This window comes from Siphonobacter sp. SORGH_AS_1065, from assembly GCF_030818595.1.
In the GTDB taxonomy this organism is placed as follows: Bacteria; Bacteroidota; Bacteroidia; order Cytophagales; family Spirosomataceae; genus Siphonobacter.
Window position 1 is genome coordinate 1,132,099 of record NZ_JAUTAM010000004.1, and the last position, 25,772, is coordinate 1,157,870.

At 44.7% G+C, this 25,772-nt stretch carries 18 protein-coding genes; 12 read left to right on the plus strand and 6 right to left on the minus strand.

Going from position 1 to position 25,772, the window contains the following annotated elements; translation table 11 throughout:
• Positions 1 to 55 precede the first annotated feature (55 nt).
• Both QE390_RS05365 and QE390_RS05370 read left to right on the plus strand, forming a co-directional pair.
• Complete coding sequence (locus QE390_RS05365; protein WP_307141370.1) at positions 56 to 2,062, plus strand: helix-hairpin-helix domain-containing protein; 2,007 nt, start codon at positions 56 to 58, stop codon at positions 2,060 to 2,062.
• Positions 2,063 to 2,136: 74 nt separating this feature from the next.
• Positions 2,137 to 2,928, plus strand: a complete 792-nt coding sequence (locus QE390_RS05370) for a PhzF family phenazine biosynthesis protein (protein ID WP_307141371.1) — start codon at positions 2,137 to 2,139, stop codon at positions 2,926 to 2,928.
• A 344-nt stretch (positions 2,929 to 3,272) separates the two neighbouring features.
• Here the strand turns inward: QE390_RS05370 and murB are convergent, their stop codons facing one another.
• On the minus strand, positions 3,273 to 4,289 hold the full coding sequence (murB, locus tag QE390_RS05375; protein ID WP_307141372.1) for a UDP-N-acetylmuramate dehydrogenase: 1,017 nt from the start codon (positions 4,287 to 4,289) through the stop codon (positions 3,273 to 3,275).
• Between the two features lie 149 nt (positions 4,290 to 4,438).
• On the opposite strand from murB, the gene QE390_RS05380 reads away from it, so the two are divergent.
• The 5 genes from QE390_RS05380 (at position 4,439) to QE390_RS05400 (ending at position 12,675) form a co-directional block, all read left to right on the plus strand.
• Complete coding sequence (locus QE390_RS05380; RefSeq protein WP_307141373.1) at positions 4,439 to 5,023, plus strand: SPOR domain-containing protein; 585 nt, start codon at positions 4,439 to 4,441, stop codon at positions 5,021 to 5,023.
• 135 nt (positions 5,024 to 5,158) lie between these two features.
• Positions 5,159 to 6,274: a GDP-mannose 4,6-dehydratase gene (gmd, locus tag QE390_RS05385; protein ID WP_307141374.1), complete on the plus strand. Its 1,116-nt coding sequence runs from the start codon at positions 5,159 to 5,161 to the stop codon at positions 6,272 to 6,274.
• Between the two features lie 121 nt (positions 6,275 to 6,395).
• Positions 6,396 to 6,989 carry a thymidine kinase gene (locus QE390_RS05390; protein ID WP_307141375.1) on the plus strand — a complete coding sequence of 198 codons (594 nt, stop codon included), beginning with the start codon at positions 6,396 to 6,398 and terminating at the stop codon, positions 6,987 to 6,989.
• 937 nt (positions 6,990 to 7,926) lie between these two features.
• Complete coding sequence (locus QE390_RS05395; protein WP_307141376.1) at positions 7,927 to 11,091, plus strand: SusC/RagA family TonB-linked outer membrane protein; 3,165 nt, start codon at positions 7,927 to 7,929, stop codon at positions 11,089 to 11,091.
• A 33-nt stretch (positions 11,092 to 11,124) separates the two neighbouring features.
• On the plus strand, positions 11,125 to 12,675 hold the full coding sequence (locus QE390_RS05400; RefSeq protein ID WP_307141377.1) for a SusD/RagB family nutrient-binding outer membrane lipoprotein: 1,551 nt from the start codon (positions 11,125 to 11,127) through the stop codon (positions 12,673 to 12,675).
• Positions 12,676 to 12,844: 169 nt separating this feature from the next.
• Here QE390_RS05400 and QE390_RS05405 read toward each other — a convergent pair whose 3' ends face one another.
• From QE390_RS05405 to QE390_RS05415, 3 genes are all read right to left on the minus strand, one after another.
• Positions 12,845 to 16,594: a PVC-type heme-binding CxxCH protein gene (locus QE390_RS05405; protein WP_307141378.1), complete on the minus strand. Its 3,750-nt coding sequence runs from the start codon at positions 16,592 to 16,594 to the stop codon at positions 12,845 to 12,847.
• 66 nt (positions 16,595 to 16,660) lie between these two features.
• On the minus strand, positions 16,661 to 17,785 hold the full coding sequence (locus tag QE390_RS05410; protein ID WP_307141379.1) for a Gfo/Idh/MocA family oxidoreductase: 1,125 nt from the start codon (positions 17,783 to 17,785) through the stop codon (positions 16,661 to 16,663).
• Between the two features lie 57 nt (positions 17,786 to 17,842).
• Positions 17,843 to 18,691: a sugar phosphate isomerase/epimerase gene (locus QE390_RS05415; RefSeq protein WP_307141380.1), complete on the minus strand. Its 849-nt coding sequence runs from the start codon at positions 18,689 to 18,691 to the stop codon at positions 17,843 to 17,845.
• A gap of 162 nt (positions 18,692 to 18,853) precedes the next feature.
• On the opposite strand from QE390_RS05415, the gene QE390_RS05420 reads away from it, so the two are divergent.
• Complete coding sequence (locus QE390_RS05420; protein WP_307141381.1) at positions 18,854 to 19,717, plus strand: AraC family transcriptional regulator; 864 nt, start codon at positions 18,854 to 18,856, stop codon at positions 19,715 to 19,717.
• A gap of 67 nt (positions 19,718 to 19,784) precedes the next feature.
• Here QE390_RS05420 and hemA read toward each other — a convergent pair whose 3' ends face one another.
• Positions 19,785 to 21,053 carry a glutamyl-tRNA reductase gene (gene hemA, locus QE390_RS05425; protein ID WP_307141382.1) on the minus strand — a complete coding sequence of 423 codons (1,269 nt, stop codon included), beginning with the start codon at positions 21,051 to 21,053 and terminating at the stop codon, positions 19,785 to 19,787.
• Positions 21,054 to 21,355: 302 nt separating this feature from the next.
• Here hemA and QE390_RS05430 point away from each other — a divergent pair, with 302 nt between their 5' ends.
• Complete coding sequence (locus tag QE390_RS05430; protein WP_307141383.1) at positions 21,356 to 22,597, plus strand: PAS domain-containing sensor histidine kinase; 1,242 nt, start codon at positions 21,356 to 21,358, stop codon at positions 22,595 to 22,597.
• Between the two features lie 59 nt (positions 22,598 to 22,656).
• Here QE390_RS05430 and QE390_RS05435 read toward each other — a convergent pair whose 3' ends face one another.
• On the minus strand, positions 22,657 to 23,184 hold the full coding sequence (locus tag QE390_RS05435; protein ID WP_307141384.1) for a hypothetical protein: 528 nt from the start codon (positions 23,182 to 23,184) through the stop codon (positions 22,657 to 22,659).
• Between the two features lie 124 nt (positions 23,185 to 23,308).
• Here QE390_RS05435 and QE390_RS05440 point away from each other — a divergent pair, with 124 nt between their 5' ends.
• From QE390_RS05440 to QE390_RS05450, 3 genes are read left to right on the plus strand one after another with little or no spacing between them, the layout of a single operon-like run.
• On the plus strand, positions 23,309 to 24,328 hold the full coding sequence (locus tag QE390_RS05440; RefSeq protein ID WP_307141385.1) for an acyl transferase: 1,020 nt from the start codon (positions 23,309 to 23,311) through the stop codon (positions 24,326 to 24,328).
• A gap of 15 nt (positions 24,329 to 24,343) precedes the next feature.
• Positions 24,344 to 24,952 (plus strand): DUF4230 domain-containing protein, encoded by a 609-nt coding sequence (locus QE390_RS05445; RefSeq protein WP_307141386.1) that lies wholly within the window; start codon positions 24,344 to 24,346, stop codon positions 24,950 to 24,952.
• 50 nt (positions 24,953 to 25,002) lie between these two features.
• A complete protein-coding gene (locus QE390_RS05450) occupies positions 25,003 to 25,755 on the plus strand; it encodes a glucose 1-dehydrogenase (protein ID WP_307141387.1) in 753 nt (250 codons plus the stop codon).
• The last annotated feature ends 17 nt before the right edge of the window (positions 25,756 to 25,772 follow it).

Below are 25,772 nucleotides of genomic sequence, written 5' to 3' on the forward strand. Positions count from 1 at the left end.
ATTTATCAATCAATTAAGTTAAATTACTCAAATTGGTCGATTATTTTTTCGACCCATGAAATGGCTATTTGTTTTTCTGTTATTACCCTGCATTAGCCGGGCCCAGGAACCTGTTCGGCCAGAGGTAGATCCTGGCATCCTCGTACAGCAACTATTACCGAATCAATCCGAAAATGTATCCGAAGAGGTGCTGGATAATCTCTATCAGCTTTATCAACAGCCGCTCAATCTGAATGACGTCACGCTCGAAGAACTCACGGGATTATATATTCTCTCCGAACAGCAGCTTACCCACTTCTTTCAGTACCGTCAACAGGCCGGGCCATTTGTGTCACTTTACGAACTTCAGTCCATTCCTTATTTTGATTTAGTTACCATCCAACGCCTACTCCCTTTTGTTTACGTCGATGCTCAACGGCTTTCTGGTAACCCTAATCATACGTTAATCCTGCGGTATGATCGTTCCCTCGAACTTCGCAAAGGCTTTACCTCCGATGCCAAGGGTAACCCCCGATACCTCGGAAGCCCTTACCGGCTATTCATGCGGTATAAAGGGTACGCTGCCCGAAATTTTAGCCTTGGCGTTACCACCAAGCAGGATGCCGGAGAACCCTTTCGTTGGAACCCGGCAACACGGAGTTACGGCACGGATTATCTTTCTTTTCAGGCCCATCTACAAAACCGGGGCCGACTCAAGAGTCTCTCTGTGGGTGATTACCAGTTACAAGTCGGTCAGGGGTTAGTGTTGGCGGGAGGGTTTTATCTGAGTAAAGGCTCAGAAGCTGTGCTTACCGTTCGTCGTAGCCAACTGGGCATTCGACCCTATACTTCTTCAACGGAATACGGTTTTTTTCGCGGGCTGGCGGCAACAGTTCAGCTAAGTGCCCGGTTGGAGTTCACAGGTTTTTATTCCCGAATTCGCCGGGATGCGAACTTGGTTGACGAATACACCGTCAGCAGTTTACAAACGTCGGGATTGCACCGGACAGACGCAGAAATCAGTGATAAGGCCAGTCTGCAAACGCAGGATTATGGGGGTCATCTTCGCTGGCAAAACAGCCGGGTGAGTTTGGGGTTTACGTATCTCCAAACGAATTATGACAAAACCCTGCAAAAAGCGAATCGGGCCTATAATCAGTACGAGTTTTCGGGAAAAACGAATACGCTTCTTTCACTGAATTATAGTTACCTCTGGCGAAATTTAAACGGTTTCGGAGAAATAGCCCGCTCAGCTTCCGGCGGAATTGGACTGGTAAGCGGTGTGTTGAGCAGCCTCAGTAAACGCTGGGACGCCAGCCTAATTTTTCGGCACTATGATCGAAATTTTCACACGTTTTACGGTAATTCCTTCAGTGAAAATTCACGCCCCATCAACGAAACGGGTTTATACGCAGGACTGAAATACACGCCAAATAAACGCTGGCAGGTGGGTGGTTACCTGGACTATTTCCGCTTTCCTTCCCTAAAATATTTGGTTGATCAACCTTCGCAGGGATATGGGTACCTGCTTCGTGGCACGTATCGTCCCAGTAAAACCAGAGCCTGGACGCTACAGGCTTTTTTTGAGCGTAAAGAAAAGAATATTCCCTCGCGACTTTCCAAAACCTCTTTTGTTACCCCTACTGAAAGAAGCGGGGTCTGGGCTGGCTACAGCCGGGATGTTACGGCCCGTTGGTCGCTTCATAGTCGAATCTATTATGCCCGATTCAGTTACCGAAACTATGCTCCTTCGCAGGGTTTCGCGTTGATTCAGGATGCTCGCCTGAAGATGAAAAAGGTAACCCTCACAGGCCGTTTGGCCTATTTCCACACCAACGATTACGACAGCCGTATCTACGTCTACGAAGACGATGTACTGGCGGCGTTTTCCATTCCTGCCTACGCCGACGTAGGGATTCGTACGTATGCTTTGTTTCGGTATTCGTTTTCCAAACACCTCGAAGCCTGGTGCCGGATTTCCCGAACGCAGTTATTTAATCAGCCCACGGTAGGTTCAGGCTTAGACGAGATCCCGCATCCGCACCGTACGGATGTGAAAGTTCAATTGCGTTACCAATGGTAATTTTCTGTAAAAGCATTTTATAAACTCGTCAGGAAAGCTCAAATTAGTGGTTTACCACCTTATTAATCGAAGCCATGACTCTTCCCATTTATCAGGTAGATGCCTTTACCGCTCAACTTTTCAAAGGTAACCCCGCCGCTGTCGTTCCGCTGGAAAGCTGGCTGAGTAAAGAAGAAATGTTACACATCGCCGCTGAAAATAATCTGGCCGAAACGGCCTTTTTCGTAAAGTCTGGCGTGGATTATGAATTGAAGTGGTTCACGCCACTGGTAGAGATTGATCTTTGCGGACACGCCACCGTCGCTACGGCAAAAGTCCTTTACGACCATCTGGGATACAGCGAAAGCGAGATCCGCTTTCAGACGAATTCGGGTTTATTAACCGTTCGTAAAGACGGGAAAAAATACACGCTCAACTTCCCCGCTAACGTCCCTTACGCCGAATCGACTCCAGAAGGATTACTGGAATATCTGGGGATTGGGAAAGCCCTGGAGGTACTAAAAGGCCGCACGAATGATTACCTGGTAGTACTGGAAAGCGAAGCCGAAGTAGCCGCGTTAACGCCCGATTTTAGAGCTCTTAAATCAGTGAATGCCCGTGGCATCATTGTAACCGCCAGAGGCGATGAAGCTGATTTCGTTAGCCGGTTTTTTGGTCCTGCCGTTGGCGTAGATGAAGATCCCGTAACGGGTTCGGCACATACGGTATTAGTGCCTTACTGGGCTGAAAAACTCGGCAAATCCGAACTATTCGCCCGGCAAATTTCCAAGCGGGGTGGTGAGTTATGGGTGAAACTCCTAGGCAATCGCGTGGAGATGTCAGGCGAAGCCGTGATGTATTTAAAAGGAGAGATTTTCTTACCTTAATACGAACCAACCCTATGCCTTAAAACCACCGGGAGTTACTGCTCAGGTGGTTTTAATGACGTATATTAATAACGAGACAATGGTCAGGAAAAGCAAGGCCGTTAACAGTTGATTCAGTAAAGAGGAATGGTAATACTCGCCCTGATCAAGCTGTTTTACGAGTAAAATTCCAATTAGGGGAAAGTAGCTTGTCATCCAGAGCCAAGCAAAGGAACTTGTTGGTTATGCGAACGGACTTCGTTTCGGGAAGCCACCGCAGTTACTCGGCTAGAGCCAAGCGACTGCGGTAGCCAAATACCATAAATTGCTAGTGCTTTCCTCAAAGAACTATTATCAATCAGAAGCTAAATGAAATTCACCTCAGCCGAGAGCTGAATGCCGTATTTTTCCAGCACCGAAGCCTGTACCTTTTCGGATAAAGCTTTGATTTCAGGACCCGTTCCCTGACCGTAATTGACTAGTACCAGAGCCTGTTTGGCGTGTACCCCCACAGAGCCTTCCCGATACCCTTTCCAGCCCGCCTGTTCAATGAGCCAGCCCGCCGGCACCTTGATTTGTCCGGGCGTAGTTAGATAACCGGGTATATTGGGAAAACGGCTTTTGAGGGCTTCGTACTGCCCTGCAGGAATTTCCGGGTTCTTAAAGAAACTCCCCGCATTACCCAACTCCGCCGGATCAGGCAGTTTCGAGCGACGGATTTCAATCACTGCTTCGCTAATGGCCTTGCTGCTTAGTTCGGTAACACCCCTGGCCTCCAGCGTTTTTTGAATATCTCCGTAACTAATCTGATAATGCGGTGTTTTTGAAAGCTTGAAGGTAACCGCAACGATAACAAACTGATTTTTGAGTTCATGCTTAAAGACGCTTTCCCGATATCCGAACTGACATTCCTGGTGACTAAAAATTCGAATCTCACCAGTTTGACGGTCAATGGCTTCCAGCGAATGAAACACATCCTTGATCTCGACGCCATACGCTCCAATGTTTTGCATGGGCGAAGCCCCTACCGAACCGGGAATGAGAGATAGATTTTCCAGTCCTGACAGGCCTTTTTCCAGACTTTCCAGAACTAACTCGTGCCAAACCACTCCGGCTCCGGCTCTTACATACGTGTACAGTTCGTCCTCCGCCGAAACGCTGATCCCAGTAATAGCCATGCGAATGACTAATCCGTCAAAATCTTTCGTTAATAACACGTTACTTCCGCCACCCAGAATCAATTTTTCGGTAGCAGCGAAAGCGGGCTCTGCCAGCACTTGTCGTAAGCTTTCCAGTGAGTCGACTTCTACGAAGTAACGGGCCGTAGCTTCAATTCCAAACGTGGTATAAGGCTTTAGAGAGATATATTCCTGAATATGCATAAGCTGATTATTAACTAAAGAGAAAGCAAACTTTGGTAAAGATGACGCACAAATGCATTTGAATTCTGGGATTTTACCTGAAAATTTGTAGTCCTGTTCAAAAATGCGATGTATTTTTTCTTCCAATCATCGCGAATCTATGATTGCGTATGAAATCAAGCGTGAAGTACCTGTGTTTTTTGTTAGTGATTACTCTGTCAGGCTGTGCTTCTAAAGTATTGCCCAGCAGCTCTTCCAAGGCCTACACTCTGGATTTGAATACGTATCGCCCCACTTATAACCTGAGCGATGTCAAGGAAATAGAAAAGACGGCGGCCCAGGAAAAAAATACGCCTGTTACGCCAGCGATTCCAGTCAGTACGCAGCCCCTGAATATTAATAAAAAGCTTGATACGATCCTCGATACGATGGCTCAGCGGAATAAAGCAGCCAAGTACATCGCAGGTTACCGGATTCAACTCTACACCGGAACCAAACGCAACGAGCTCGAAGCAGCTAAACTCTTTATCTATCAGCGATTCGCTGATCTCAATACGTATATTGCCTACAATCATCCAACGTATCGCCTCCGCGTAGGTGATTTTGCTACCCGACTGGATGTAGAACGCTACTTTAATAAAATCAAGGATGATTACCCAACAGCTACCATTATTACAGATCGGGTAACACTTCGGGATGCTTTAAAGATCATGGACAATCGGGCAGCGGATAAAGACGAGCTGTATGAGCCTTAATCCTTTCTTATCATTGATCATTTTTGATTTCATATTGTGGTATCTTTGTAATGATTATTATCAAAAGGCAACTTTTTATTCCCCCTAAAGGTATAGAAAGAGCGACCAGGCCAATCATTATTCTTATACAACCACATGAAAAAAGCCCTTATCACCGGCATTACCGGTCAGGATGGTGCCTATCTGGCAGAATTATTACTGGAAAAAGGATACGAAGTTCACGGCGTGAAAAGACGCAGCTCGCTGATTAATACTGAACGTATCGACCACCTGTATCAGGACCCGCATGAGCAGGATGTTCGCTTTCACTTGCATTACGGTGATTTAACGGATTCTACTAACGTCATTCGCCTGATTCAGGAAGTTCAACCCGACGAAATTTACAACCTGGGAGCTCAGTCCCACGTTCGGGTGAGTTTTGATGAACCTGAGTATACCGCACAAGTAGACGGTTTAGGTACCCTTCGCATTCTGGAAGCCGTACGTTTGTTAGGGTTGACGAAAAAAACCAAAATTTATCAAGCTTCTACTTCAGAGTTATACGGCTTGGTTCAGGCCGTTCCCCAATCGGAAACGACGCCTTTCTACCCCCGCTCTCCTTATGCTGTGGCTAAGTTATATGGGTACTGGATTACGGTTAACTACCGTGAAGCTTACGATATGTTTGCCGTTAACGGTATTCTCTTTAATCACGAATCTCCCCTTCGCGGAGAAACCTTCGTAACTCGTAAAATTACCCGTGGCGTCTCGCGTATTGCCTTAGGTCTGCTCGATAGAATTCACATGGGGAATCTGGATTCCCTGCGGGATTGGGGTCATGCCAAGGACTATGTAGAGGCCATGTGGCTAATCCTTCAGCAGGATAAAGCCGAAGATTTTGTTATTGCTACGGGCGTAACTACCAAAGTGCGTGACTTTATCCGCATGTCCTTCAATGAGGTAGGCATTGAGCTGGAATTCAAAGGTGAAGGCGTGGATGAAAAAGGATATGTGAAGGCTTGTCACAATGCAGAGTATCAATTAGAAATTGGCAAAGAAGTGGTTGCCATTGATCCCCGTTATTTCCGTCCGACGGAAGTAGATTTACTGCACGGCGATCCTACTAAGGCAAAAACCGTTCTGGGCTGGGAGCCTAAGTACGACTTACCCGCTCTGGTAAACGATATGATGACTTCAGATTTAGCTCTCTTTAAAAAGGATCTTCACCTCAACCAGGGTGGTTTCCGGACACTTAATTATTTCGAGTCGTAAAAATTGGTACGAAAATCCGTACTCTTTTTTTCAAAGCAGCGATGATCCCATCGCTGCTTTGTTATTTTGTAGGGTAATTGAGAAGAACGCTAAGGGTGATCCGAGGCAGAATCTAAGGCTTATGTTTATTGAACGTACGAGTGGTCTGCGGGCTGGTGATGAGAAACACGCGGGCTGGATGGAAGTGGTCTGTGGCTCTATGTTTTCAGGGAAAACGGAAGAACTTATCCGCCGAATCAACCGGGCTCTGATTGCCCGGCAAAAAGTGGAAATTTTCAAACCCGCGATTGATACCCGTTATCACATTGAAGACGTAGTTTCTCATAATTCGGCTTCCGTTCGCTCCCGCCCCGTTACCTATGCTCGCGATATTTTAGAGCTAGTGGGTAAGTGCGACATTGTAGCTATCGACGAAGCTCAGTTTTTTGATGCGGAAATTGTTGAAGTGTGTAATGAACTAGCCAACAGAGGCAAGCGGGTTATTATTGCGGGACTGGATATGGACTCGGACGGTAACCCCTTTGGCCCCATGCCCGCCCTAATGGCCGTAGCAGAATATGTAACCAAAGTGCAGGCCATTTGCGTGGTTTGTGGAGAACTGGCTAATTACTCATTTCGTAAAGTAGCTACTCCAGGACAAGTATTACTCGGGGAAACGGATAGCTACGAAGCCCGGTGCCGGAAGCATTTTCTGGAGGGGAGAAAGTTACAGTAGAACTCTAGCTAAAATTATATATGTTTTATACCCTTGATAGGCAAATAGCCTATCAAGGGTATTTTTATTTTCTCCTAGTAGCATCAGAACTTCCATATATATATCAAACAATAACCCTAAATAGGCACATATACTTACTATAACACATATAATCCAATTATACTACTAATGAAATTATAACAAAGTTCTGTAACCATTTTTGATAAATTTCATTATAGCCGCTTTACACATAATGAAATATTCAAAAAAATACAAAGCATTATTATATAAAGTTTTAATATATAGTATAATCAGTCATTCCATATAATCATTAACTATTTCTATTTTATACTAATAGATATACCCACTTACGTGGATTTACGCGAAATTTTTTAAAAAAAATTTTATAACATACAGCATTTCATGAAATAAATAATAATTATTGTGTATTATTTTACAATAATTTAAAGAACCCGTTATTTTTATGGGCAAAATGTTCACCTAACTTAATTTATGATCAAAAAATGGAATATATATACATTAATCAATACCGCTCTCTCTTTAATAGACCTCTGTTATTGCAGGGAATATTTCTTCCAATGTCTTCATTAGCAATTCTCCATTAGCTTTAAATAAGGTCAGTTCTTTAGTTTTTCCTCTTCTACACGCCTATTTTTTCCATAAGTCTAATGACTTCGCATTGTTCTTAGCAACGCATGCCTACAAGCAACTTGCAGGATGGAATTTCTAGATAAGCGTTGATTTTTAATCTTATCAAATCCTAACATTCATCACTTTATGAAAAATTGTTTACCTAAACTCATGCTACTAGGGCTGATGTTTTTGAGTATTCCAGTTCTTGCCCAAAGAGTTTCGGGCCGAGTAAGTTCTGCGGATGGTCAAAATCTTCCGGGTGTTTCTATCCGAGTCCAGGGTTCAACTTCAGGTATCAGGTACCGTGACAAGTGCAGATGGTCTTTATTCACTTGCGGTAAAAAGTCTTCAGGATTCTCTAGTCGTTTCTTTCGTAGGCTACACTAGCCAAGTTGTAGCCATAAATGGAAAAAGTTTTGTTGATATCACTTTACAGGAAGACAATAGAGAGCTTAATGAAGTAGTGGTCACAGCAATGGGAATTCAGAAAGAGCAGCGTAAACTGGGCTATGCGACTACTCAAATTTCCGGAAAGGACGTAGTAGCTACTGCACCTACAAACTTTGCTTCTGCTTTATATGGAAAAGCTCCAGGGGTTACCATTAATACCAACACTGGTGGAGCAACCAGTGCCGTAGGTATTCAAATTCGAGGAGTCAACTCTATTGGTTATCAACGCCAGCCTTTGATTGTTGTGGATGGAGTAATCATCCGAAACGGTGAGGCCAATAACGATGGTTATTGGAACAATCAAAAGATTAATGGAAACGGTTTGCTTGATATTAACCCTGAAAATATTCAGGATATCAACATCTTAAAAGGAGCTGCTGCTTCTGCTCTTTACGGATCTGATGCTAACTTCGGAGTAGTGGTTATTACGACAAAGAATGGTAGCGGACGAGCAAGAAAAGGCATAGGAGTAGATATAAACTTGTCAGCTAACTCAGAAAAAGTATCCTCTGCCCCAGATTTACAAACCGAATACGGACCAGGCTACGAACGCTCAGTAAATAAAGCAAATTTTGGTGCTGGAGATGATGGCTTTATCCGTACTACAATAAACGGCCAGGCAGTGAAGTATCCCGTCTTTAGATCTTATGCACAGTTCGGACCTAAAATGGATGGTAGTGATGTGTATTGGTGGGACGGAAAAATTCGCCCTTACATTTCTCATGCAAACAACTGGAAAGAATTTTACCGCCCAGGAAGCAGTACTATTGCTAACATCGCTTTGAGTAATGCTAATGATAAAGGTAGCTACCGTATTTCCTACACGCGTAATGATTATAAAGGAATTCAGATTGGAGGTAAGCAGGAAAAAAATACTTTCAATTTTAACTCTAAGTATGCGATCACGCCTCGATTAACTTTAGACTTGGTCATGAATTTTGTTCATGAAAAGGTACATAACCGCCCTCGTCAGATTTATTACCTGACCAATAACTTCGGTGGATTCTTTAGTCCAGCTGATTACATGAGCGTATACTTTGATAAATATCAGACGAGTAAGGGTTATAAATGGGTAGATTATACTTCAACTTTAGACTTAGAAGAGAGGCTTAAATATAATATCCGGGCTAAAGACTTCCTTGATTTCTTGTGGAATCAATTGGCCAATAGTTATGATGAAACCTCAAGTCGGTTCATGCCCGCTGCTACTCTTAATTATAATATAGCTAAGGGCCTTAACGTGCGAGGCCGCATGGGTGTAGATTATACAAGCTACTTCATGGAAACTAAAGAAAAAAGTACACAACCGATTTCTTATGGTGCTACAGGAGCGTATAGAACCAACTCGAATATTTATAACATTACTTACGGAGATGTTTTATTAACTTATGAGAGAAAGCTTTCTGATAAGTTCAATGCTACACTTTCGGCAGGTTATCAAGGTAGAAGAGAACGACTAAGTTACAATTATGCAGGCACACGGGATGGCTTAACTTCAGAAAACTGGTTTAGCTTAAGTGCCAGCAAAACCAATCCACCCGAGGGTTCATACAGCGTTACTAACTTAGTAAAAGATGGGATTTTCGGTATTCTGGATTTAGAATACAATAACTTCCTTTTCGTGTCTGGTACACTCCGTAGAGAACGTTCTTCTACGCTGGCTCCTGGTAATAACACTTTCGTTTACCCAGGATTAAGTGCATCTTTCGAACTAAGCAATGCCGTACAATTACCTTCCTTCTTTTCTTACAGCAAGATCAGAAGTGCATGGGGGAAGGTGGGGAACCCTCCCAATGCTTATGTTTCGAACGTATTATACAATTCTGGAAGTCTGGACGGCGTTCCTTATCTCTATCCTTCATCATCAGGCTATGGCAACAAGTCGCTTAGAAATGAGATGAAGACAGAAATTGAATTTGGCTGGGAAAACCGCTTTTTGAAAAATCGATTAGGTTTTGATATCACCTATTATAACAACCTGATTAAAGATCAGATCACCAGTTTAGGAACTCCATCTACCATTGGCTCTACCAGTGTTCTTCGAAATGTAGGTAACATGCGTAACTATGGGATTGAACTATCCCTCTATGGCACGCCTGTAAAAACGAATAATTTCTCTTGGGATGCACGCTTTAACTTTGCAATGAACCGAGGTAAAGTAGTATCACTTGCTCAGGGGCTGGAACAGATTACTCTTGATAATAAAGATAACGGATCGCTTTATGTCTATGCTAAGCCAGGCGAAGCGGCTGGTAGCATCTGGGGTTATGATCATAAGAAGGATGCAGCTGGTAACTACATTGTTGGTGATGACGGTTTTTACGTTATTGACTACGACAAACTAGTGAAATTTGGAAATATCCAGTCCAAATTCTCTGGTGGCCTAATGAATACGCTTTCTTACAAGAACTTCTCGTTTAGTGTATTAACCGATTTTGTTTGGGGTGGCCAAATTATCTCTCTTTCCCGGTTGTATGGAACAGGTTCAGGTATGTATAAAAACTCCTTATTTGGACGTGATACAGAGCATGGAGGCTTATCTTATTATGCAGATGCTTCTGGTAACTTTATCCAAGTTGCGACAGGAACAACTGCAGGACCTAAGGGGGAAACCGTCTATACTGATGGTATCATTGCTAAAGGGGTAACTGAAGGAGGCGAAGTAAATAAAAAGATTGTTGAGGCACCTCAATATTATCGATACCACTACAACTGGGGTGGCTATCCTGGTTCGGGGTCAAACATTACTTATAAGGATGCCGTATTTGACAATAACTACATTAAGGTACGGGAAGTAACCCTCTCCTACCGCCTGCCGTCCCAATTTACCTCCAAACTGGGCATTCAAAACCTCACGCTTTCAGCGTACGGTAGAAACCTATTCTACATCTACAAATCACTCCCAGGTCTTGATCCAGAAGAGGGTGTAGGAACTAGTTGGATTTCAAGAGCAACTTCAGTAGGTGGAGCTAACGCAGCAACTCGATCTATTGGGGGTAGTTTACGATTCTCATTCTAATTTGACATTATTAACTGGATCATATTGATAGTTATGAAACGAATTATTCTTTCTGCCTTAGGGCTATTAACAAGCTTGGGCTTTTTCCTTTCGAGTTGTACGACAAAAGATATCGAAGATGCATACCCAAACCCAAGTGGTGCATCTACAGCCGACGTTCAACGTTTGTGGGCGGGTTTATTAATGAATGAAACCATCCTGCCTCGCTACTGGAACTTATACACTTTTTTAATTCCAGAAATTGGAACGTATAGCCAATTGAACGGAGTAACAGTGTCGAATGGAGTTTATGAGCAGGTTACCGCATATAACGCTACGCGGTGGGATATCTACTATACTAAAACCATTGCACGTTATCGTGAAATGGAAAAAGTATATTCCACTTTAAGTGAGGAGGAAAAAGCAGGCCTACAGCTTTTCATGGAAACCGCACGCATCCACCTTTATGATCAAACGGCACAGATGATTGATTATTGGGGAGATATTCCTTTCACTAAAGCCGGACAGCTAAACGCAACGGGAGAGATTTCGATGGCGAGCTATGATGACGCGAAAACCACATACGTAAATATGCTTACCGATCTCAAGCGTATTTCCGATTATTTATCTACGGCTAACACCCCTAGCTTCTTCGCTAGTCAATTTACTAGCTACGATTATGTTAATAAAGGAAGTGTTTCAAAGTGGAGAAAATACTGCAATTCGTTAATACTACGCTTAGCTATGCGTATCTCGTATTCAGATGAAGCAACGGCAAAGGCTTTAGTAACGACTATTCTAAGCGATCCTTCAAAATATCCATTGATTGAATCAGCCAGCGAAAATATTGTTATTCAGCCCTCCGCTACTAGTAGTAATTTTGTGTCTATTAACGATATGCGTAAAGGTTTTGAAGTGAATCCTTTTGCTCCAGCCGCCTTACTAGATAAAGCTATGGCTCCGGCAAATGACCCCCGTATTCCTGTCTTTTTTACTAAATCGGCTAAAGGAACTTATACGGGAGTAGTGAATACATGGACAGCTGCTCAGCTAACGGATGCTCAGACTGCTAATGCCATTTCTCGCTGGGATTCCACCACCTTCACAGAAAATAACTTATTCCCAGGCCTCATCATGACTTCCGCAGAAAGCTGGTTTAATGTTGCTGAAGCTTATGAACGCTGGGGATTAGGAACAGCGAAGACAGCTTATGAGAACGGAATTCGCCAATCCATTGCTTTTTGGTATAGCATTAATAACAAAAGCAGTTACACGGGCACCAAGGATACCCCTCCTACCGAGACTCAGATAGCAACATTCCTGGCTCAACCCAGCATCGCTTATGGAACAAGTAATCTCACCAAGATTGCTACCCAAAAATGGATTGATTTTACGCTTATGCAGGCTAACCAAGCCTGGGCTGAATACCGTCGTACGAAGCTTACACCTATCAGCTTTCCTACTGATAATGGGTCTGCTACAACCAAGACACCTCCAAGTCGGTTATTATACCCTACGAGCGAAAGCTCCCTTAACACAACTAATTACAATGCTGTTCGATCTAAAGACACACAGTCAACGAAAGTTTTCTGGGATGTTAAATAATTAGCAGTATCATTAAAAAAACAAGAAGGGTGGATATCCACCCTTCTTGTTTTTTTAATGATACTGTAGACTTTAGAAAAGCAGGTTCAAATATTAGTTACACTCACTATTAAAACCCGGGCCAATTATATATAATACTTACCCGGGTTTTCAAATGATTCTGAGAAGTTTATCTCTTAGTTGAACTAGAGCTAATAGGAGCTACTACCCGCATAACACCATTCATGATTCGCCAGTGGCCGGGGAAGGTACATACAAATGGATAATCACCAGCTTCTTTGGGAGCAACAAACTTTAGATGGACGTTTTCGTCGGGATTGATGAGCTTAGTCGCAATGATTACCTGCGGAATTTCAGGCACGTAACTCTTATACACGGCATCAGGGCGAGTAATCATGGCATCGGCGGCTTTGCCGATGATTTCCAATGATTTAGGTTTACCAATCACGAAGTTATGCTGCATCTGATCGGGGTTATCAATGATGATTTCTACGGGCTGACCAGCTTTCACGCTAAACTCTTTCAAATTGAATTGCAGTTTTTCAGTCACCGTTTTCAACTTGATTACCTGAAGATTCGGATCATCCGATACCTCGTCTGATTTTTTCAAACCTGCCGCTTCGGCCCAAAGGATTAAGCTTTTCTTATTATCGGTCGAAAATTCCTTTTCAAGACTGGCCAGTAATTGCTGTGAAGAAGCCACTGGATCCATTTTTCGCTTGGGATCCCAGCCGCGTCTCAAACCTGCTAGTACTGCTCTGGTATCTGCGTCATCAACTTCTTTCAACTCGCTTACCAGAGATAGAATTTCCTCATCTGTTGCCGTGGCCGCATAGGCCCGGCTGGCATTCTCAACCACAAATCCAGTCAGATTACTCAGAGGCTGGTATTTGAGCACATGGCGATAAGCATTGTTATTTTCGTTATTCTCTGGAATTTTATTATCTGGATCCACGGTAACGGCAATGGTGAAATTGCCAGGAACGTCCGAGTTCATGCTCATATTCCCTACCCAGGGGCCGTTATTTACTTCTGAAATCAGGGCTTTTTCGCCAGCGGCAAGACCTTTCACGAACGTATAGCTTACCCAGTCCCGGGTCATATTAGGCCCGGCAACGTTAATTTTCAGGGTAATAGGTGTTCCTTCGGGAATGGCTTTAGAGCCCCGGTTTTCAACTTCTACGGATAATGTTACCCCTTCCCTTATGGTAGGAATAGCCGTCGAAGACTTTACCTGAGTCACCACCAAATCTGCCTTAGGTCCAGTTGATTCCGTCTTTTTAGCTTCGCCGTGGTTCATTCCGTGATGATCATGATTCATCCCAGTTGAAGCATTCGCAGTAGAAGTCGTTGACGACTTAAGGGGAGCTTTGGCCAGATACGTTTTCAGTAACTCTGAACCACGGGCATTAAATACGGTGGTAAAGGCGTCCGGCATCCAGCGATCCGAAACAAAATTAGGATTAGACAAAGCCGCTAATACTGCCTTTTCAACAGCCGGGCTGAGCGGAATCTGCGTAAACGCTAATAACGTGTGCAAAGCCACTAGTGGCTCGGAGTCGTTGAGTGAATTAGCAGCCAGTAGAGCTTCGGCTGTTTGAGCAGAAGCTGGTAATACCTGAACAGCCGTCTTACGAACACTTGCCGCCGGATGTTTCAAGGCAGCCTGTGCTACTTTTAAAGCTTCCGCATTCGACCCATCCAAAACACCCAGTCCGTGTAAAGTCCAGAGGGCATGAATCGCTCCGGGGTTTGATCCGATTTCATCCAGCGATGGATTCTGAATTAATCCTAGTAGCTTACTTACGACGTCTTTATTACCCCGTTCAACTAGTAATCGCTGAGCGGTTTGTCGCCAGAACATATTGTTATTACTTAAGGCTGCTACTAGCTCATCAGGCCGATCTTTCGATAAAGCTAGGGGCTGATACGCAGGAGCCTTTTTGTAAGCGACGCGGTAGATTCTTCCGTGTGAGTTATCGCGAAGATCCGTTACGTAGGCATTACCTTCGCCAGTTTCGAAACCTCTGGGCGTTGGATTATGCTGAATAATGAAGCTATACCAGTCGGCAAACCAAACCGCTCCATCGGGACCCACTTCGGAAAAAACGGGCGAAAACCATTCATCTGCTCCAGCTACTAAATTAAAGTCATTAATATCATGGAAGTCAGTACCTTCTTTTTCTAGGGTATTCTGGTGGATGATGTGCCCCGTAGGTTCGTTTACAAAAGCAACGCGATTCCAGTATGATTTTGGAAAGCTGCGGGCCGTATAGAAGTTATGACCCGCCGCAGATGTATATCCGCCAAACACGTCTACCTGACGAATGCGGGTAAGTACTTTCATATCCTTGTGCGTATCCGTGCTACGACCGCCGCGAATGCGAAGTTTATCCCAACCCAGTATATAGCGGTTAGGAATAGCCATGTACCAGCCGTGATCGTTATTAGCCGTCGAACCGAACAGGTTACCCGTTTCATCAAAAGCCAATCCCCAAGTGTTATTCGACGTATTGGTTAGGTATTCCATCTCGGAACCATCCGGCTTAAATCGGAAAAAGCCCTGACCAAATTGATGCTTCTTGCCGCCCACGGTACCGTTAAAGCCCGCATAACCAATGGCACCGTAAATCCAGTTATCAAAGCCGTAGTGCAGGTTACTAGGCCCGGCATGGGTATCCGTCGTACCAAATCCTTTGATCAATACCTTACGAACATCCGCTTTTCCATCACCATCGGTATCTTTCAAAAAGAGCATATCCGGTGCCTGAGACACAATAAATCCGCCATCGTATGCCACTAAACTAGTGGGAATGCTCAGATCTTCAGCAAACTTGGTAAACTTGTCGGCCTTGCCATCTTTGTCGGTATCTTCCAGCATAAGGATGTAATCCCGACCGCCGGTCTCCTTACGTTCGTTGGGATAATCCAGCGTTACGATCACAAACATGCGGCCTTTTTCATCCCAGCTCAGAGCAATGGGGTGTTGCACGTTAGGTTCATGGGCGAATAATCCCAGCGTAAAATCAGGATTAACCTGTAAAAATTTCATCGACTCTTCCGGCGAAAGCGGATCAGGCTTCAATTGAGGTCCCGGACGTTCTTCATAGTTAGGCAAATTGGCTTCCTTATACACTAGCGTGGGAACATTAAGTTTTTTAAGCTCCTCAACGACTTTATCTCCCACAGCCCATTTGATTCCCTTTTCCATTAAGGTATGGAAATCGGGCTGTTTCCAGGTAATTTCATCATGACCATAAGCAGTATAGAATACACGGCCTTTACCGAAATTCCGCACCCACGTATAAGGTTCGGTTTTCTGTCCGGGCTTGTCTTGGGCCTGTTTTTCATCAATCAACCGCTCGGTTAAGACCACATTGTCAGCCGCCAGTTTTTTATGCAAGTAGGTTTCATCAACCGTCTTGAACTTTTTGGCACCGAAAATGGCCGGATGATCGGGCTTCGTCCACACGGGTTGAATGGTGTCCCAGCCATGTTTCCAGAACTGTCCACCCACCATTTCATTGACGAAAACATTCGAATTGCGAAAACACCAGGAAGCACAATGCACGGCGATGAGTCCCTTGCCATTCTTAACAAAGTCAATCATGGCTTTTTCGGGGGCAGCCGGAATGCTGTCCCAGTTGGCAAATACCAGTAACCCATCGTACTTGCTTAAGTTCTCTGGATTAAGGTCTTCCAGTTTATCGGTATAGCTCAGGTTAATTCCCTTATCTCCCAACCCAGCCATTAACAACGGAGCCATCTGAATCGGGCGGTGATGTCCCTTATCGCCCAGGAAAAGAATTTCGATGCGTCGGCCTTTGGATTCAACTTTCTTGGTCTGGGGTTGCCGCGTACAGTAGGTAAGCGTCAACAGACTCAAAGCGACTAGTCCGGCCAGAATTTTTTTCATCATTTAAGTGGATTTAGCATGCTCAGGCTTAACTGGTAGCCGCAGAGTACGGCTACCAGCATTAAATCGTTATGCATTCTCAAAATCGGGTAAGTACATCAACTTCCCGCCCTGTAGAGCTGATTCATGGGCCAAAATGCCTACACTCGTCCATTCGGCTGACTGTACAGCATTTGGGAAAGGCTCGCGATTTTCCACGAGTGCCGAAAGAAATTCATGCACTAAATGCGGGTGTGATCCTCCGTGACCGCTGCCTTGTGTAAAGCTCAGGTGCGTGTTATCAGCTACGTCGTAAACGCCTTGGGTGGTGAACGCCTGAATTTCCTCGGGTAAGTAATGAGCAAAATCGGGAACAGTAACCCGCTCAGGAATTTCGTGTTCTTCTTTTTTAGCGGTATGGATGACGGCCTCTTCGCCTTCAATCAACGGCCACTCAAAAGATTTTTTCGAACCGTATACTTCAAAACTTTCCCGGTACTGACGGGCAGTATCAAAGAGTGAACGGTAGACATAAGCAGCTAAATCGCTGTCTTTGAATTTAATGTGTGCTGATTCAATGGCAAAAGACGAATTGTGAATTTTCGCCAGATCTTCGCTGATCGTACCCGAACCAAAGCAGGAAACGTACTCAGGACTGGACTTCAGTAAACCAGCCACCGGACCGACACAGTGGGTTGCATAATGCATGGGGGGAAGTCCAGGCCAATAGTCTGGCCAGCCTTCCATGTCCTGCTGATGGCTAGCTTTTAAAAACTGTACTTTACCCAGTTCACCTTTTTCGTATAAGTCCTTGATAAAGAGGAATTCGCGGCTATAGACCACTGTTTCCATCATCATGTACTTCTTGCCCGTTTCTTTCGAAACCCTTACGATTTCCAGGCAATCCTCTACACTCGTAGCCATCGGAACAGTACAGGCTACGTGCTTGCCCGCCCGAAGAGCTTTCAGGCTCTGCTCGGCATGATTGGGAATGGGTGAATTGATGTGAACGGCATCTACCTTAGGATCTTTGAGTAACTCATCAAAATCCGTGTAACGAACCTCGATTCCGAAGGCATCTCCCACGGCGTTGAGTTTCTCAGGTGTACGCTGGCAAATGGCGTACATATTAGCTAAAGGATGACGCTGATAAATAGGAATGAATTCGGCTCCGAATCCCAGGCCAACAATGGCAATATTGAGGGGTGAAGACATGTAATTAGAAGTTAAGCCTGATTGAAAATAGTAAGGTTAATAAATTGAGACAAATCGTTAAAACTGACCGTTACTGACTACTTGAGGAACCGACTCCCACTGACTTTTAATGAAGGACAGACCATCCCGCATGAGTTGTTCTTCTGAATCGAACATCTGCCGCCAGATATTGGCTACACTAAGTTTGGGACTGAAAGCTTCGATACTCAACCAACCCTGGTAATCAATGTCGCGAAGGCCAGCAAATACTCCTTTCCAATCCACATTACCCTTACCAGGAGTAGAACGATCGTTCTCTGAAAGCTGTATGAAGGTGATGCGGTCTCCTAACTGACGAATGGTTTCGCCAATGTTCTTTTCTTCAATATTAGCATGAAATGTATCGAACATGATCTGACAATTGGGATGGTTCACCTCATCGACAAAGCGGGCCAGCTCGGCTCCACAACTCGTCAGATACATTTCAAAACGATTGAGATATTCCAGTCCTAGAGTAACCCCCTGACTTTGGGCATATTCGGCCAGAATTTGAATGCCCTCCACGCCCCATTTCCATTCATCCGCAGTAGCGGGTTGCCCCGTAAAAACGCCCAGAGCAGAATGGTAAGGACCCATGAGTTTTTCAGCTCCCAGTTCTACAGCACAATCTACGCTGCGAAGCAAATGCTCCAGCGTAGCTTTACGCATCCCCGCATCCGCACTGATCAGGTTGGCTTCGGGTCCGCAGATTACGTCGGCCTGCCGCTGAAGGCCCAGCTCATCCAGTTTTCGAGCCCAGGGCTTCCAGTGCTGACGATCGCTCGTAGACAAGGGCACTTCGACCCCACCGAAACCAATAGACTGGATTAATTCGAGCGTTGGAAAAAAAGATTCATCGAGATTACCACCCCACAGGAGCAGATTCATGCTGTAAATCATTATGCAATTTTATGATGGAAAAATGATAAATACTGTCTCCGCATTGACCATGTCCTACTGTATTTTGACCTATATTGCAGAATCAACTTAATTAAGCATCAAAATACAGAATATTGTCGATTTTTAATATATCGTCGAATCTTTTCCACTATGAAATTAGCTCTGCGTAAATCCATTGAAAACCAAGTGGCTTCCTTTACCATGCAGGAACTCACGGCTCCTCATTTTGATCCCAACTGGCACTTTCATCCGCATTACCAACTTTTTACGGTTGAAGAAGGCACTGGAACCCGTTTCATTGGCGATAACATTCAGCCTTTCGAACCAGGAGATACCGTTTTTTTAGGGCCGAATATTCCGCACCTCTGGCGAAGTGATCCGGCCTACTTTCAGACTTCCTCCGGGCTTTCCACCAAGGGAATTGTGGTGTACTTTACCGAAGACTTTCTAGGTAATGACTTTTTCAAACGGCCCGAAATGCACGGCTTACAAAGTTTTTTTACGGACGCTACGCGGGGCTATGAAATTACCGGAGTGTTGAAAAGTCAGATTCGGGAGCGGATGCACAAGCTTTTGCAGGCGAGTGGGTTTCAGGCCATTTTGCAATTACTATCCATTTTAGACGAATTAGCTCACGCCGAAGAATGCCAGCCTATTGCTAGTCTGGGTTACGTCAATACGCACAAAGTATCAGAAACCGAACGGATGCAAAAAGTACACGATTACGTACTCGATCATTTTCGACAGGAAATCAGACTTGATGAGATGGCATCACTAGCAGGGATGAGCCCTTCGGCATTTTGCCGGTATTTTAAAACAAGAACCAACCGGACTTTTTCTGAATTTGTCAGTGAAGTTCGCATCGGTTATGCCTGCAAATTATTAATAGAAGGTAAATTCACCATAACTCAGATTTGTTACGAAAGCGGCTTTAATACCATTTCTAACTTTAATCGGCAGTTCAAGGAAATTACTACATTAACCCCCGCCCAATACCAAAAGGCGTATCAATAGAAACAAAAAAGAGCAAGGCCTAAGCCTTGCTCTACATCGTTTCAATACACTCGTTGTTCTATAGTCTTTATTTGTGTTCGGGCTGACGCTCTAAATCAAAGAGCTCCACCAGAACATCCGCCAGTTGGTCGGCATCTCCGCGACGGCAGGCGTTTTTAAGATTCACAGCGGGTGAACGCAGAATGCGGTTCACAATATTTGCCGTGAGCTTATCAAATTTATCGGCTTCGGCAGGCGTCAGGTGTTTAAGCTGACGGGCCAGTTCTTCTTTACGAATCTGATCCAGAGCCTGCTTGAATTTCTGAATCGTAGGTGATACCACCATTTCTTTCGACCAGTCCTGGAATCCGGCCATGGCTTCATCCAGAATCCGGTGTACGGCTGGTACAGACTCCAGTCTTCGCTGCAATGCGGCGTTGGCTTTCGCCTGAATATCGTCGATGGAGTACACTAGAGCTCCCGGAACTTCTTCTACCTGAGCTTCAATGCTGCGAGGCACTGACAAATCAATGAAGTACTTAAAGGTCAGAATGTCCAGACTCTCCACAAAAGCTTTGGTAAACAGCGGCGTTGTTACCCGCAGAGAGGAAACAATTACATCCGCCTGACGCACTTCAGCTTCAAGGTTTTCCCAGTCAGCCACCCGGAAATTGGTTCCTTCCGCCAGGCTAACCGACTTAGCATACGTACGGTTAACGAGCGTAATCTGAGCAAATTCCTTATCGGCCAGGTTCTTTACCACATCCGTTCCAATTTCACCCAAACCCACTACCAGCACGCGAGGCTGAGCATGATTTTGCGTTAAATCAGCGATCAGATCTACCGTTGCATACGAAACCGAAGCAGCTCCATCCCGGAAACTGGTTTCCTGATTAACCCGCTTGCTGGAAAAGAAAATCGTGTGCATCAATCGGTGCAGAAAAGGACTTGCTGCATCTACATCCACTGACCACTGGTACGAATGCTTGACCTGGTTAGGAATCTGAAGATCACCTACTACCTGCGAATGAAGACCCGTAGCTACCTCAAACAAATGACGAATGGCTTGAAGCTGATCGTCCAGTACTACAAAGTAATCGGGCAGGTCTGAGGGCTTCTCCAGACCTTTTTCAATGGCTAATAACTTAATGATTGACTCGGCGTAGTTTGCTGACGCCGTATAATATATTTCCGTACGATTACACGTGGAAACCACCAGAATGTCCTGAAATCCAAAATGCTCTTTCAGTTTCAGGGAAAAAGTCTTGGCCTCGCTTTCATCCAGTGCCACCTGCTCTCTTATGGCCAAGGGAGCAGTTTTGTACGATAAACTGATTGCTCGAAACGTAGTAGTCATTTCCTTCACTAAAAACACAAAAATACGTCAGGATAACCTTCCGACGGATGTAATAAATCCCATTCTGTTCTATTTAGAATGAATCAAAACTACATCGGCCTTTTTACTGACTCCTGAGCAAGATTAAGGCAACTTTTCAACTTAATCTATGACATTTGTCATTTCCTAACCCGCTCATCCAGAGCATTAGACTCAGGCTTCCCCAATCGTCAAGCCATTGCTAAATGAGGGGATCACTTAGGCTGGAATTATTTTATTGGCTGTATATAAATCCAAAAGCCTTTGGCGTTGGTTGAAAAGAAATGAAACAAAGCGTTGCTAATCCTCCATTGAAACCATCAGCCGACAACCGCCGGGGTAACTTAGCCGCCCGGATGCGGTCGGGTGATTTATATCAGCAGAAAAACCAGGTTAAAATCGGTATTCTCCTGACTTTGATGGCCTTTTCCATCGGATGGTTTTACTATACAAATTCCCTGATTTCCCGACTAGAAGCTCATGAGCTTGAAGAAGTACGCCTCTACGCCAAAAGTCTGGAATATGCCTATACCAGTTCTGCCGAGACCGATCTTAACTTCTTCTTTGATAATATTGTAAAGGTTAATACTGAAATTCCGGTTATCGTTGAGTATCAAAATACATACACGCCCCGAAATATTACCTTACCCGAAAATCCAGATGAAGTTCATGATTTCTTAAAACAGAAAGCAGCTGAATTCCAAACAGATAATGCTCCAATAGAATACGACGGAGGTTTTGGCAAGGGGTACATCTACTTTAGCCACTCCTTTCTTTTTACGCAGCTTCAGTATTACCCCCTGGTGATGTTTCTGGGGCTTTTAGTGTTTGGTTACCTGGCATACCTGGCCTTTAGTTCTTCCCGCCGCTCCGAGCAAAACCGGGTCTGGGTGGGCTTGGCTAAGGAAACGGCTCACCAGTTAGGTACGCCCCTGTCAGGTTTGAAAGGCTGGGTGGAATACTTCAAGACTGATCCCGATCGCTACGAAACGGAATACGTGCTGGAGTTGGAAAAAGACGTTGAGCGGCTGGAAACCATTACGGCCCGGTTCTCCAGCATTGGCTCCATGCCTACCCTTTCGCCGGAACCACTGGATACTCACATTGAAAAGTTTGTGGACTATCTTAAACGCCGGGTTTCATCAAAAATCAAGTGGCAGATTACCAATCAAATTCCGGCGGGCAAGCTTATACCCATCAACCGCTATCTTTTTGAATGGGTGATTGAAAACCTCTGCAAGAATGCCGTGGATGCCATGGAAGGCGTAGGCGAGTTGCGAATTCAAATGACAGAAAAGCCCGGTCAGATTGTGATTGACATCAGTGATACGGGCAAAGGCATTCCTAAATCCAACTGGAAACAAGTGTTTAACCCCGGTTTTAGTACCAAAAAACGTGGCTGGGGTCTAGGCTTGACGCTGGCTAAACGCATCATCGAAAACTATCATAAAGGCAAGTTATTCGTCAAGAATTCCGAGCCGGGGAAAGGCACCACCTTCCGAATTACCTTACCCGTAAAGACCTAACAAAAAAGAGAATGGCTTCACAGTCATTCTCTTTTTTTATGATTGAAAAATTGTATGGCTTACTGCTGCACCCGAAGAATAACGGAAGGCGTTTCTACTTCATTACTTACATTAAGGGCCCGATCCTTGATTCTGATTCTAAATTTCAGGGTGTCGTTTCGGGACACGGCCAAATGCGGAATCATAATAGACCGCGAAAGCGTACCTTCAATGGGTCCCACTTTGTTATCCTGACGAAGTCGGGGAAAGTTACCTGAGTTGGAAACGCCAAAGCTTTGCGTTACGTCCTGAAACTGGCCCCGAATGCGACGGAGGGTTTTTACTTCATAATTATACCCTTCTTTTATTAACACTGAATCAGGATACATATTACTGGATAAGCCCAAATCCCCATCTCCATCCTGAAATTTGACGCCAATCACCAGCGAATCCTGAGCATTACCTAGGCGGTCGGTGTTGGTTGTTTTGCTAATGGTAGTGCTTCCGTCGAGCAAGTTAGGCACATTCGAAAAGTCAGGCTCGGTCGTACAACCCGCTAGATATAGCCCCGCACCAAGGATTAAAAACGTAAATAATACCCGCATCATAGGAACCTAATTCTTATAGTCACTGTCATAAACGACCAATTCACTCTTAAAGTTACATTAGCCCCTGCTAAATTAAGTAAGTTTGTAAAAATTCACCCTATAGGGTTATTCAAGTCACAGACAAATGCCTATTACTGAAGAACTTAAAGATAAAATAGTATCGCTAAATCCCCACCATTTTGAGGATCTGAGCCTGGAAGTCTTCCGGCTTCAGGCCCGGCAGAATGCCATTTATCAGCAATACCTTTCTCATTTAGCTATCAAGCCTGAACAGGTTCATTCGCTTGAGCAGATTCCTTACTTACCCATTGAGTTTTTTAAATCGCACCGCATATTAAGCACTTCTGCAACGGTAAAAACAACCTTTGCAAGCAGTGGCACCACGGGCCAGATCACTAGTCAGCATCTGGTAACGGACCCTGATTTTTATGATGCGGTGAGTGAAGGTATTTTCGAAGCCTTTTTCGGCCCGCTTCAGGATTTTCATATCCTGGCTCTGCTGCCCTCGTACCTGGAAAGGTCGAATTCATCGCTGGTCCACATGGTTCGGCATTTCATTGCTAAAACTCAATCCGACTATTCGGGCTTTTACCTGCATAATACCGACGAATTGCTGGAACGACTCTCTGTTTTGAGGCAGAAACCCGAGAAAAAAGTCCTGCTCATCGGAGTTACTTTCGCCCTTTTAGATCTGGCCGAAACTGCTGATTTATCTTTTTTAGAGGGAATGAATCATTTGATTGTCATGGAAACGGGGGGCATGAAAGGCCGTAGAGAAGAGTTACTTCGCGAGCAGTTACACGAAATTCTCACCCAGGCTTTTCATGTTCCTGTGATTCATTCAGAATACGGAATGACGGAGTTACTCTCCCAGGGCTATTCTTTCGGCGAAGGTTTGTTTCACTTGCCCGCCAGTATGAAAATTACCCTTCGGGATGTGAATGATCCGTTTCATCTGTATCAGCCCGGTCAGCAAACCCGCAGCACGGGCGGCATTAATATTATTGATTTGGCCAACATTGATTCCTGTAGTTTTCTGGAAACGAAAGACTTAGGAAGTTACGGCAGGGAGCCTCAAACTTTTCGGGTGTTGGGACGTTTTGATAACTCAGACCTTCGGGGCTGTAATCTCATGGTTCTATAAATCCACCCCTGACTTATGCGTTTGCTTCTTCGTTTGCTCTTCCTAGTTCTGCTCGTGGCCGGTATCATTTACGGCTGGGAACAAATCAAAGCCCGCAAGTTTTTTGATCCCTCGGGCCGCTCCGAAGTTGTTACCAATCACAACGTCGTTCTTCAGCAAATCACCTCGCTGGGAAAACTGGAGTTAGTCAAGTATAGCTTCCGAGATGTCGTCGATCAAAAAATTATCCGTCAGTTTCTGCCCGACGGCAAAGCTCTGCTCATCATTCAGGGCGAAGCCATTGGCTGTCTGGATTTAACTAAAATGACCGTTACCGATATTGGTGAAATGCGGGATACACTCATCGTGCGTTTGCCCGAACCCGAAATTTGCGTTGCCAAAATTGATCATTCCAAATCCAAGGTGTATAACACCGAATATGCCTTTACCGATGAAGCTTTGCTGATTGATGAGGCCTTTAAGAAAGCCGAAGAGCAGGTCAGCCAATCGGCTATTAATCAGGGTATCTTAGAACAAACCCGCGAGAATGCTAGTAAAATTTTACGCCCTATGCTTGAAAAAGTGTCCGGTAAAAAAGTATTACTTCGTTACCGCATGAAGGGCCAGATTGACGATCCCCGTTAGGACTTTGCATGCCTTTTTAAGCGATCTTTTCCAGATCATTTAAGAAAATCATGCAGGGAAAAGTAGCCATTATTACCGGCGGTGCTCAGGGAATTGGGCGGGTCATTAGCCAGCGATTACTCGAAAAAGGTTGCTCAGTAGCCATTTGGGAACAGGACGAAAAAGCGTTACGTGAAATCCAGAAGGAATTCGAGAAACTCGGTCACGTACTGGCTTTACCCTGTGATATCGCTCAGCCCAAAGCCATTGAAAAAGCTCTGGAGCAAACCGTTGAAGCTTTCGGTCGCATTGATATACTCGTTAATAATGCTGCCATTTTTGAAAATAAGCCGCTGGAAGACTGGAGTTTTGAAGACTGGGCTCAGGGCATAAATGTCAACCTTTCGGGTCCGTTTTGGGGTAGTAGGGTTTGTGCTCCTTACCTGAAAGCAAGTAAAGGAATCATTATTAACCTCTGCTCCACCCGGGCTTTTCAGTCAGAGCCCGACACGTTTGCTTATTCAGCCTCGAAGGGAGGAATTTTTGCTCTGACGCATGCTCTGGCTATCAGTCTGGGGCCCGACATTCGGGTAAATTGCATTTCTCCCGGATGGATTGACGTTACGGCCTATCAAAAATCTTCGGATCAAAAACCAGCAAAACTCAGTAAAGCCGACCACGAACAGCACCCAGCGGGTCGCGTGGGTAACCCCGACGATATTGCCAATCTGGTTATCTTCTTAAGTGATCCCGCTAATTCGTTTATTACGGGTCAAAACTTTACCGTTGATGGGGGCATGAGCCGAAAGATGATTTATGTATAAAGGCAAAAGCAGCAGGG

Coding starts and splice junctions, on each gene's coding strand:
- QE390_RS05365 (WP_307141370.1), top strand. CDS start 56: ATGAAATGGCTATTTGTTTTTCTGTTATTACCCTGCATTAGCCGGGCC.
- QE390_RS05370 (WP_307141371.1), top strand. CDS start 2,137: ATGACTCTTCCCATTTATCAGGTAGATGCCTTTACCGCTCAACTTTTC.
- murB (WP_307141372.1), bottom strand. CDS start 4,289: ATGCATATTCAGGAATATATCTCTCTAAAGCCTTATACCACGTTTGGA.
- QE390_RS05380 (WP_307141373.1), top strand. CDS start 4,439: ATGAAATCAAGCGTGAAGTACCTGTGTTTTTTGTTAGTGATTACTCTG.
- gmd (WP_307141374.1), top strand. CDS start 5,159: ATGAAAAAAGCCCTTATCACCGGCATTACCGGTCAGGATGGTGCCTAT.
- QE390_RS05390 (WP_307141375.1), top strand. CDS start 6,396: ATGTTTATTGAACGTACGAGTGGTCTGCGGGCTGGTGATGAGAAACAC.
- QE390_RS05400 (WP_307141377.1), top strand. CDS start 11,125: ATGAAACGAATTATTCTTTCTGCCTTAGGGCTATTAACAAGCTTGGGC.
- QE390_RS05405 (WP_307141378.1), bottom strand. CDS start 16,594: ATGATGAAAAAAATTCTGGCCGGACTAGTCGCTTTGAGTCTGTTGACG.
- QE390_RS05410 (WP_307141379.1), bottom strand. CDS start 17,785: ATGTCTTCACCCCTCAATATTGCCATTGTTGGCCTGGGATTCGGAGCC.
- QE390_RS05415 (WP_307141380.1), bottom strand. CDS start 18,691: ATGAATCTGCTCCTGTGGGGTGGTAATCTCGATGAATCTTTTTTTCCA.
- QE390_RS05420 (WP_307141381.1), top strand. CDS start 18,854: ATGAAATTAGCTCTGCGTAAATCCATTGAAAACCAAGTGGCTTCCTTT.
- hemA (WP_307141382.1), bottom strand. CDS start 21,053: ATGACTACTACGTTTCGAGCAATCAGTTTATCGTACAAAACTGCTCCC.
- QE390_RS05430 (WP_307141383.1), top strand. CDS start 21,356: ATGAAACAAAGCGTTGCTAATCCTCCATTGAAACCATCAGCCGACAAC.
- QE390_RS05435 (WP_307141384.1), bottom strand. CDS start 23,184: ATGATGCGGGTATTATTTACGTTTTTAATCCTTGGTGCGGGGCTATAT.
- QE390_RS05440 (WP_307141385.1), top strand. CDS start 23,309: ATGCCTATTACTGAAGAACTTAAAGATAAAATAGTATCGCTAAATCCC.
- QE390_RS05445 (WP_307141386.1), top strand. CDS start 24,344: ATGCGTTTGCTTCTTCGTTTGCTCTTCCTAGTTCTGCTCGTGGCCGGT.
- QE390_RS05450 (WP_307141387.1), top strand. CDS start 25,003: ATGCAGGGAAAAGTAGCCATTATTACCGGCGGTGCTCAGGGAATTGGG.